The sequence below is a fragment of the Kingella sp. SNUBH-2017 genome (genome assembly GCF_028680565.1).
Taxonomy (GTDB): Bacteria; Pseudomonadota; Gammaproteobacteria; order Burkholderiales; family Neisseriaceae; genus Kingella_D; species Kingella_D pumchi.
Genome location: NZ_JAPHVK010000002.1, coordinates 225,651 through 234,516 on the forward strand (window position 1 = coordinate 225,651; position 8,866 = coordinate 234,516).

Consider the following 8,866-nt stretch of genomic DNA (forward strand, 5'->3'; position numbering starts at 1 on the left):
GCTGCTTTTTCAGGTTTCAGGCTGCTTTTTCAGGTTTCAGGCTGCTTTTCAGGTTTCAGGCTGCCTTGCGGGAAAAGGCAGCCTGAAAACTCAAATCACAAACAGATAATCGTCGGCGCTGAAGCTCTGGTCCATATCGTCGGCGGGGACGTTGGTGGACACGCCGACGGTTTTGGCCGGCACGCCGACCACGGTGGTCTGCGCATCGACATCGCGCACCACCACGCTGCCGGCGCCGATTTTGGCGCAGTGGCCGATGCGGATGTTGCCCAGTATCGAGGCGTTGGCGCCGATCATCACGCCATTGCCCACTTTGGGGTGGCGGTCGCCCGATTCTTTGCCCGAGCCGCCGAGAGTGACGCCGTGAAGAATCGAGATGTCGTCGCCCAGCACCGCGGTTTCGCCGATAACGATGCCGGTGCCGTGGTCGAACATAATGCCGCGGCCGAAGCGGGCTGCGGGGTGGATGTCGATGCCGAAGACTTCGGAGGCGCGGTTTTGCAGGAAATACGCCAGCGTGCCGCGACCGCGCTCCCACAGCCAGTGGTTGATGCGGTGCGCCTGAATGGCGTGAAAGCCTTTGAAATACAGAAGCGGCAGGAAATAGCGATCGCAAGCCGGGTCGCGCTCGTAGCAGGCGTTGATGTCGGCCTGCGCCGCTTCGACGATTTCGGGATCGTCTTCCAGCGCTTCCAGATAGATTTCGTTGAGCGCGCGCGCGTCCATGGTGCTGCCGCAGAGTTTGCTCGACAGATGAAAGGCCAGCACTTTGGCCAGGCTGTCGTGGCGCAGAACCGTCAGGTGCAGAAAACTCGCCAGCATCGGCTCTTCGGCGGCGGCGGCGGCCGTTTCGCTGCGGATGGTCTGCCACATATTGAAATTGAATCGGTTGGGCATGGTGTTCCCCTTATGGTGTCGTGGGGCGAACTATACTGGCTTTGCCGCTTTTGATAAAGCCGGCGTTTCAGGCTGCCTGCAGGCGGAAAAACGGCTGGGGCAGCCTGAAAACGGGCGGGTGTTTTTCAGGCTGCTTTTTCTTTTTGCCGACAATGATTTCAGGCTGTCTGTTACCCAAATGCAGGCGTATAATGGCCGCGCCTGCCGTGCGGCGGCAGTCGGAAGCCGTGCGGTCTGGCACCCGTCTTTTTTCCATAAGGAGCTTCACAATGAAAGCAGCACGTTTTTACGACAAAGGCGACATCCGCATCGAAGACATCCCCGAGCCTACCGTAGCCCCCGGCACGGTCGGCATCCAGGTGGCCTGGTGCGGCATCTGCGGCACCGACCTGCACGAGTTTATGGAAGGGCCGATTTTCATTCCGCCCTGCGGCCATCCGCATCCGATTTCCGGCGAATCGGCGCCGGTAACGATGGGGCACGAGTTTTCCGGCGTGGTCTATGCCGTCGGCGAGGGCGTGGACGACATCAAGGTCGGCCAGCATGTGGTGGTCGAGCCCTATATCGTGCGCGACGACGTTCCCACCGGCCCGGGCAGCAACTACCATCTTTCCAAAGACATGAACTTTATCGGCTTGGGCGGGCGCGGCGGCGGTTTGTCGGAAAAAATCGCCGTCAAACGCCGCTGGGTGCATCCGATTTCCGACAAAATCCCGCTTGATCAGGCTGCTTTGATCGAACCCTTGGCCGTCGGCCACCACGCCTATGTGCGCAGCGGCGCCAAAGCGGGCGACGTGGCGCTGGTCGGCGGCGCCGGCCCCATCGGCCTGCTCTTGGCTGCGGTGCTCAAAGCCAAAGGCATCAAAGTCATCATCACCGAATTGAGCAAAGCGCGCAAAGACAAAGCCCGCGAATCGGGCGTGGCCGATCATATTCTCGATCCGTCAGAAGTGGATGTGGTCGAAGAAGTGCGCAAGCTCACCGGCGGCGAGGGCGTGGACGTGGCGTTTGAATGCACCAGCGTCAACAAAGTGCTCGATACGCTGGTGGAAGCCTGCAAACCGGCGGCCAATCTGGTGATCGTGTCGATTTGGAGCCATCCGGCCACCGTCAGCGTGCACAGCGTGGTGATGAAGGAATTGGACGTGCGTGGCACCATCGCCTACTGCAACGACCACGCCGAAACCATCAAGCTGGTGGAAGAGGGCAAGGTCAATCTCGAACCCTTTATCACCCAGCGCATCAAGTTGGACGAGTTGATTTCCGAAGGCTTCGAGCGCCTGATCCACAACAACGAATCGGCGGTGAAGATTATCGTTAATCCGAATCTGTAAGCGTTTAAAACGACAAGGCAGCCTGAAAAGCGTAGAAAACTTTTCAGGCTGCCTTTGATATGCAAAGCCGCTTGCTTAGGGCTGTTTGCTGTTTTTATCGCGCACCACGAACTCGCCTTCGATAATGTCGCCGTCGCCAACACCGCGCTCAAAAGGGGCGCTTTGGCTGAAACCGCCTTGGGAAAAACGGTTGGAATCGAAGCCGTTTTGACCTGCGGCGCCGGCACTTTGCCCGCCGCCCAGCGGCAGCAGCAAAAAGAGCGCGACGATGTCAGAAAGAAAGCCGGGCATCAGCAGCAGCAAACCGGCCAGCGGAATGCGCAGCGGCAGCAGGGCGCGATACAGCGAAGTGCCGCCGCCCATCAGGCCGCCCAGCAGCATAATCCGCGACAGCCGCCCGCCGCCCAAGAGCGAAGAGCCGGCAACAAAAGCCAGCAGCAGCAGGCCGAAAACGGCCAGGCCGCCGATTATTTTCGCCGCCCAAAACAGCGACAGCACATCCAAAACCACAAAGACCAAAAGCAGGGTCAGCAAAGGGCGCATTGTTATCCTTTCTCGCGCGAAGGGTGGAAATTCTGCGTTCAAATAAAGCCGCCGCCGCCGCTTTGCAAGGGCGGCGGCGTTTTTTTGCTGTAAAAACGCGTAAAGCGCGCGGGTGGCGGCAGCCGGCGGCGTTTGTTAGAATGAATTTTTTACTTCGGGAAAAACGATGAAAAAAAACCTGCCCCTGATCCTTTCCGCCCTGCTGCTGGCCGCCTGCGCCGGCAGCGCTTCCAAAAACGCCGGCGGCTGCGGCAAAGCCGCACCCGGCCACTACTGCGTCAAAAGCGGCGACACTCTGTATAAAATCAGCCGCCGCTTCCGCGTGGATCTGGGCAGCCTGAAAAGCTGGAACGGCCTGCGCAGCGATACCATCGTGCCCGGCCAGATGCTGCGGGTGGCGAAAAACGCCGGCACCGCGCCGGCGGCAACGCGCAGCAGCGGCAGCATTGCCGGCGGCAGCAACAGCGGCTTGCCATCCAGTGCGCCCAGCCGGCTGCAGCGGCCGTTGGAAGGCGCGGTGCTCAAACCCTTTACCCCCGGCCTGCGCGGCATGGAGTTTGCCGCCGCCAGCGGCACACCGGTACGCGCCGCCGCCGCTGGCTCGGTGGTTTATTCCGGCAATCTGAAAAGCTACGGCAAAATCGTGATTCTCAACCACGGCGGCGATCTGATCACGGTGTATGGCTACAACAGCAGCATTTCGGTGGCCGAAGGCGCCAAAGTGGCCGCCGGCCAGCAGGTATCGGTATCCGGCCGCAGCCCGGCCGGCGAAGAAGCGCTGTTTTTCCAAGTGCGCCGCAAAGGCAAACCGGTCAATCCGGAAGAGTATTTCAAATAAAGCCGTTTTTTGCTTTCAGGCTGCCTTTTCCCGCAAAAGGCAGCCTGAAAACTTTGGGCGGCGCTTTCAGGCTGCCTGCAATCTGCAGCGGCAAGCCGCAAGCGAATCATGGCCGGCGCAAATATTTTTCACGCCGCCGCAGGGAAAATCCTTTACAATTCTTGACACCAAGAAAAACAAATACCGCCGCCACCCGCCAAGCAGCCTGAAAACGGCACGGCTTAAGCGCGGCTTTAAAAGGACACCGCCATGACCGCAAACACCACCGCCGCCCCCGCGCGTATGCGCGAAATCCCCTACAACTATACTTCCTACACCGACCGCGAAATCGTCATCCGCCTGTTGGGCAATGAAGCCTGGCAGACGCTGGAAGACTTGCGCGCGCAGCGCAAAACCGGCCGCTCGGCGCGGATGCTGTTTGAAGTGTTGGGCGATATTTGGGTGGTGGAGCGCAATCCGTATCTGGTCGACGATTTGCTCGCGCACCCCAAGCGCCGCGCGGCTTTGGTGGGCGAGATGCGCCACCGTTTGGGCGAAATCCACAAGCGGCGCGACGACAATCCGCAGGTTGCCCTACTCGTGGCGGCGGCCGAAGCGGCGGTGAAGCATTTTGACGAAAGTTTTGACGACACCCGCGCCAAGCGCGAGCGCATCTTGCAGCGGCTCTCCAAAATCACCAAGCCGCACAATATTATGTTTGACGGGCTGGCGCGGGTAACGCACGTGACTGACGCTACCGACTGGCGCGTGGAATATCCCTTTGTGGTGGTCAACCCCGATACCGAAGCCGAAGTCGCGCCGCTGGTGCGCGCGCTGATTGAGCTGGATCTGGTGATTATTCCGCGCGGCGGCGGCACGGGCTACACCGGCGGAGCGGTGCCGCTGGATGCCAACAGCGCGGTGATCAATACCGAAAAACTCGATTTGCACGGCGGCGTGCAGTATGTGCCGCTGGCCGGTTTGGACGGAAAGCATCCCATCATCCATTGCGGCGCGGGCGTGGTAACGCGGCGGGTGGAAGAAACCGCGCATCAGGCGGGGCTGGTGTTTGCCGTTGACCCGACTTCGGCCGACGCATCCTGCGTGGGCGGCAATGTGGCGATGAACGCCGGCGGCAAAAAGGCGGTGTTGTGGGGCACGGCGCTGGACAATCTGGCCTATTGGCAGATGGTGAACCCGCAGGGCGAATGGCTGCGCATCGAGCGCGTGCGCCACAATTTCGGCAAAATCCACGACGAAAAAACGGCGGTGTTTGACGTGCACACGCTCGATTCAGACGGCCTTAAAGCCGTGAAAACCGAGCGGCTGGAAATTCCCGGCCACAAATTCCGCAAAGTCGGCTTGGGCAAAGACGTTACCGACAAATTCCTCAGCGGCCTGCCGGGCGTGCAGAAAGAAGGCACCGACGGCATCATCACCAGCGTGGCCTTTGTGCTGCACACCATGCCCAAGCACACGCGCACGGTGTGCATGGAATTTTTCGGCACGGTGGCCAAAGCCACGCCGTCGATTGTCGAAATCCGCGATTACCTGCTCGCACACGAGAGCGTGCGGCTGGCCGGTTTGGAGCATTTGGACTGGCGTTATGTCCGCGCCGTCGGCTACGCCACCAAAGCGGCCGGACGCGGGCGGCCGAAAATGGTGTTGCTGGCCGATATTGTGTCGGACGACGAAGCCGCCGTATCCGCGGCTGCCGAGCACATTTGCGAGTTGGCGCGCGCGCGCGAAGGAGAAGGCTTTATCGCCGTGTCCCCCGAAGCGCGCAAAACCTTCTGGCTCGACCGCAGCCGCACCGCCGCCATCGCCAAACACACCAACGCCTTTAAAATCAACGAAGACGTGGTGATTCCATTGGAGCGGCTGGGCGAGTATTCAGACGGCATCGAGCGCATCAATATCGAATTGTCGATTCAAAACAAGCTCAAACTGTGCGACGCGCTGATCCAATATCTTTCAGGCAGCCTGCCGGTGGACAAAATGGACACCGACCTGCCCAGCGCCGAATTATTGGGCGACCGCGCCCGCCACGCGCTCGCCCATGTTCAAGCCGTGCGCGAACGCTGGCAATGGCTGCTCGATCATCTCGATTCTCCCCTGGCCGACTATAAAACCCTGTTCGGCAGCGCCGTTCAGGCTGCTTCGGAAGCGCGCGACGACGAGAGCTGCTTTATCGCATTTCGAGATTTCAGGCTGCGTGTGTCGGTAAAAACCGATGTGATGAAGCCCTTGGCCGATATTTTCAGCGGCAAGGCCGATGCCAAAATCAACGCCGCGCTGGGCAAAATCCACAGCAAAACCGTGCGCGGTCGCGTGTTTGTCGCCCTGCACATGCACGCGGGCGACGGCAACGTCCACACCAATATCCCCGTCAATTCAGACGACTATGAAATGCTGCAAACCGCCCACCGCGCGGTTGAGCGCATCATGCGCATCGCACGCCGTCTGAACGGCGTGATTTCCGGCGAACACGGTATCGGCATCACCAAGCTCGAATTTCTCACCGACGAAGAAATGCAGCCCTTTTGGGACTACAAAGCGCGCGTCGATCCACAAGGCCGCTTCAACCGCCACAAACTGATGAAAGGCTCCGACCTGCGCCGCGCCTACACGCCCTCGTTCGAGCTTTTGGGCGCGGAATCGCTGATTATGGAGAAATCCGAACTCGGCACCATCGCCGAATCGGTGAAAGACTGCCTGCGCTGCGGCAAATGCAAGCCCGTCTGCTCCACCCACGTTCCCCGCGCCAACCTGCTCTACAGCCCGCGCAACAAAATTCTCGGCGTGGGTTTGCTCACTGAAGCCTTTTTATACGAAGAGCAGACGCGGCGCGGCATCTCGGTGAAACACTTTGAAGAACTCGGCGACATCGCCGACCACTGCACCGTCTGCCACCGCTGCGTCAAACCCTGCCCGGTCAACATCGACTTCGGCGACGTAACCGTGGCCGTGCGCAATTATCTTGCCGATGCCGGCCACAAACGCAGCACGCCCGTAGCCGCCGTCGGCCAAGCCCTGCTCAACGCCACCAGCCCCCGCGCCATCAAAGCCCTGCGCACCGCCATGGTGCGCACCGGCTTCCCCGCCCAGCATTTCGCCTACAAAGTCGGCAAACTGCTGCCGCTGGGCACCAAAAAACAAAAAGCCGAACCCAAAGCCACCGTCGGCAAAGCGCCGGTAACAGAACAAGTTATCCACTTTATCAACCGCCCGCTGCCCAAAAGCGTGCCCGCCAAAACCCCGCGCGCCATGCTCGGCATCGAAGACGACAAAAGCATTCCTATCATCCGCAATCCGCAAAGCGCGGAAGACGCCGAAGCCGTGTTCTACTTCCCCGGCTGCGGCTCAGAGCGCCTGTTCAGCCAAATCGGCCTGGCCGTGCAGGCCATGCTCTGGCATGTCGGCGTGCAAACCGTTTTGCCGCCGGGCTATATGTGCTGCGGCTATCCGCAGGAAGCCAGCGGCGACCGCCAGCGCGCCGACAAAATGAGCACCGACAACCGCGTCGCCTTCCACCGCATGGCCAACACCCTGAATTATCTCGACATCAAAACCGTCGTCGTCAGCTGCGGCACTTGTTACGACCAGCTCGAAAAATACCGTTTTGAAGACATCTTCCCCGGCTGCCGCATCATCGACATCCACGAATACCTGTTGGAAAAAGGCGTGAAACTCAATGGCGTGCAGGGTCAGCAATACCTGTACCACGACCCCTGCCACACTCCCATCAAAACCATGAACGCCACCCAAATGGCGAGCGAGCTCATCGGCCAAAAAGTCGTATTGAGCGACCGCTGCTGCGGCGAGAGCGGCATGTTCGCCGTCAAACGCCCCGACATCGCCACCCAGGTCAAATTCCGCAAACAGGAAGAAATCGAGAAAAACCTGAAACAACTGCCGCAGGGCGAACCGGTAAAAATGCTCACCACCTGCCCCGCCTGTTTGCAGGGCTTAAGCCGCTACGCCGACGACAACAATATGCCCGCCGACTACATCGTCATCGAAATGGCGCGGCACATCCTGGGCGAAAACTGGCTCGATGAGTTTGTCAAAAAAGCCAACGCCGGCGGGGTGGAGAAGATTAGGTTGTAGGGGTAAAGGCCGTCTGAAAACGCCGTTATCCAAACTACTGCCCAAAAAAACAAATGCCGTCTGAAATGCTTTTCAGACCGCCTTTTTGCGCTGCAGGCAGCACCATGCGGAGAGAAAAAACACCAGCTGTGCCAGATTGAAGGTTGCGCCGCCGACAGCAGCGGCCAAAGCGGATTCGGGAAACAGGCGGCACGAAAAAGCGATCAGCACCCCAAGCGGCAGCGGGTTAAACCATGCCGCCCGACGCGGCAGCAGTGTTCGCCCGCGCGCAGTCTGCACCAGCAAAATCAGAAAAGCCGCCGCCATACTGCCCACCGAAGCCCACCAATGGACGGCGAGCACTTTATAAAACGCGGCAAACTGCTCCAGCAGCAGTGCATGGTCGGCAGGCGCGGCGTGCAGCAGGGTTTTCGCTGACATGCCCAGATAGTAGAAACCGGCATGCCCCAAGGGCGAGAGCGCGTAAGCCGAAAACAGCAGCACAAAACAGGCCACCGCCGCCCGCCCCCTGCCCGCCAAACGGTAAACGCCGAAAGATGCCGCCAGATAAAGCGCCACGGAAAAAGTCGCAAACACAACGCCGTAAAACAGCCGCCCGGGCGAAGCGTCGAGCATCAGCAGAGCCAGATCCGCCTTGCCGTCCAAATCCGCCGCCAGCGTTTGCGACAGCAGCGGGTATTTTTCTCGAGCGGGCACAAAACCCACCAGCAGCATATCGGCCGCGCTCCAACACAGCGCCGCCGCCGCGCCTGCGGCCAAAAGGCCGTCTGAAAACCGGTTTTCGTCGCCGCTGCCGTTTTCATTCCGTGTATTGCCGTTCATTGTAGTGCCCCATTGTAAATGACAGACAAACGCATTTAATCAAAACCCCGCTGCCGTGTCCAACCGGCTGCGGCTTTCAGACGAACTTTGAGACCGTCTGAAACATTGAACTGCCGTCATTCCCGCGCAGGCGCACTACTGTCCGGAATAAATAACCCATACAAATCAGCATGCCAAGTACTTGACTTCAAAACAACACCCCCTGCATCCGCGCCGGTTCAAGCCTTTCCCGCCTTCGGCGCGCGTAGTGGGCATACGGCGTTTGCGGCCGCTCAAACAGGCTGCCCGCAATCCGTGCGCACAGCAGGTGCAGGCTCTCGCCCATCCGGCCGCTTTGCCGGTA

General features: G+C 59.8%; 6 protein-coding genes. 3 read left to right on the top strand and 3 right to left on the bottom strand.

The window, feature by feature from the left end:
* Positions 1-90 precede the first annotated feature (90 nt).
* Entirely contained in the window at positions 91-897 is an 807-nt protein-coding gene (gene cysE / locus OP500_RS03390) for a serine O-acetyltransferase (protein ID WP_274070185.1), read from the bottom strand.
* A gap of 269 nt (positions 898-1,166) precedes the next feature.
* Here cysE and OP500_RS03395 point away from each other — a divergent pair, with 269 nt between their 5' ends.
* Positions 1,167-2,231 carry a 2,3-butanediol dehydrogenase gene (locus OP500_RS03395; RefSeq protein ID WP_238746873.1) on the top strand — a complete coding sequence of 355 codons (1,065 nt, stop codon included), beginning with the start codon at positions 1,167-1,169 and terminating at the stop codon, positions 2,229-2,231.
* Between the two features lie 75 nt (positions 2,232-2,306).
* Here the strand turns inward: OP500_RS03395 and OP500_RS03400 are convergent, their stop codons facing one another.
* The gene (locus OP500_RS03400) at positions 2,307-2,774 is read right to left on the bottom strand and encodes an FxsA family protein (protein WP_238746871.1); all 468 of its coding nucleotides are present in this window, start codon (positions 2,772-2,774) and stop codon (positions 2,307-2,309) included.
* Between the two features lie 166 nt (positions 2,775-2,940).
* Between OP500_RS03400 and OP500_RS03405 the strand changes: the two genes are divergently transcribed.
* Positions 2,941-3,612, top strand: a complete 672-nt coding sequence (locus tag OP500_RS03405) for a peptidoglycan DD-metalloendopeptidase family protein (protein ID WP_238746866.1) — start codon at positions 2,941-2,943, stop codon at positions 3,610-3,612.
* Positions 3,613-3,861: 249 nt separating this feature from the next.
* A complete protein-coding gene (locus tag OP500_RS03410) occupies positions 3,862-7,701 on the top strand; it encodes a DUF3683 domain-containing protein (RefSeq protein ID WP_238746864.1) in 3,840 nt (1,279 codons plus the stop codon).
* Positions 7,702-7,773: 72 nt separating this feature from the next.
* Here the strand turns inward: OP500_RS03410 and OP500_RS03415 are convergent, their stop codons facing one another.
* Positions 7,774-8,523: a DUF6796 family protein gene (locus tag OP500_RS03415; protein WP_238746854.1), complete on the bottom strand. Its 750-nt coding sequence runs from the start codon at positions 8,521-8,523 to the stop codon at positions 7,774-7,776.
* Positions 8,524-8,866: the final 343 nt, after the last annotated feature.